Origin of the sequence: Rosenbergiella collisarenosi (assembly GCF_018494085.1) — a bacterium.
GTDB classification, from domain to species: domain Bacteria; phylum Pseudomonadota; class Gammaproteobacteria; order Enterobacterales; family Enterobacteriaceae; genus Rosenbergiella; species Rosenbergiella collisarenosi.
The window spans coordinates 1-615 of record NZ_JABBFP010000028.1 but is presented as its reverse complement, the minus strand read 5'-3'; the positions used below and the strand labels follow the sequence as shown (position 1 = coordinate 615).

1 protein-coding gene is annotated in these 615 nt (G+C 55.9%); it reads right to left on the bottom strand.

Going from position 1 to position 615, the window contains the following annotated elements; all coding sequences use genetic code 11:
• The coding region (locus tag HGT70_RS16440; RefSeq protein ID WP_214196575.1) for an Ig-like domain-containing protein at positions 1 to 615 on the bottom strand (615 nt) is incomplete at both ends.

Sequence of the window (615 nt, the reverse complement as noted above, 5' to 3'; positions counted from 1 at the left end):
CCCGCCACCGTATTGATGGTAATGGTCGGGGCTTCCCCGCCGACAGTGATGGTATGGGTTGTGTTAGCACTGTTCCCTACATCATTGGTCGCTGACGCGCTAACCGAGTAGATCGCTTCCCCCAGATTTGCCACATCGGCGACAGGTACCACGGTGCTCCACTGTCCTTTATCATCAACGGTGGCAGTATACTGCTGACCGTTAAGGTTAACGGTGACTGTCGCGCCCGAGGCCAGCCCAGTCGCTTGCCCGGTGATGGTCAGATCCTGACCTTTCTCCGTGCTGTTGATGATGTCATCGCCCGCAATGGTGTTGATGGATAAGGTTGGCAGTCCAGTGTCCACCTTAATATCGTGGCTGGTACTTCCGACATTGCCCGCACTGTCAGTCACAGTAACTGCAATACTGACGCTACCATCTTGCAGTCCGGCAATTACCGAGGCAGGTACCCCAATACTCCAGTTGCCCGAGGCATCCAGTACCGTGCTGTAGGTTTTGCCCGCGAGTGTTACCACCACGCTATTACCCGCTTCGCCGCCGGTCGCACTGCCACTGATAATCTGTGCCTGTGCATGCTCAGTGACGTTGATGACATCGTCACCCGCCACCTTATCG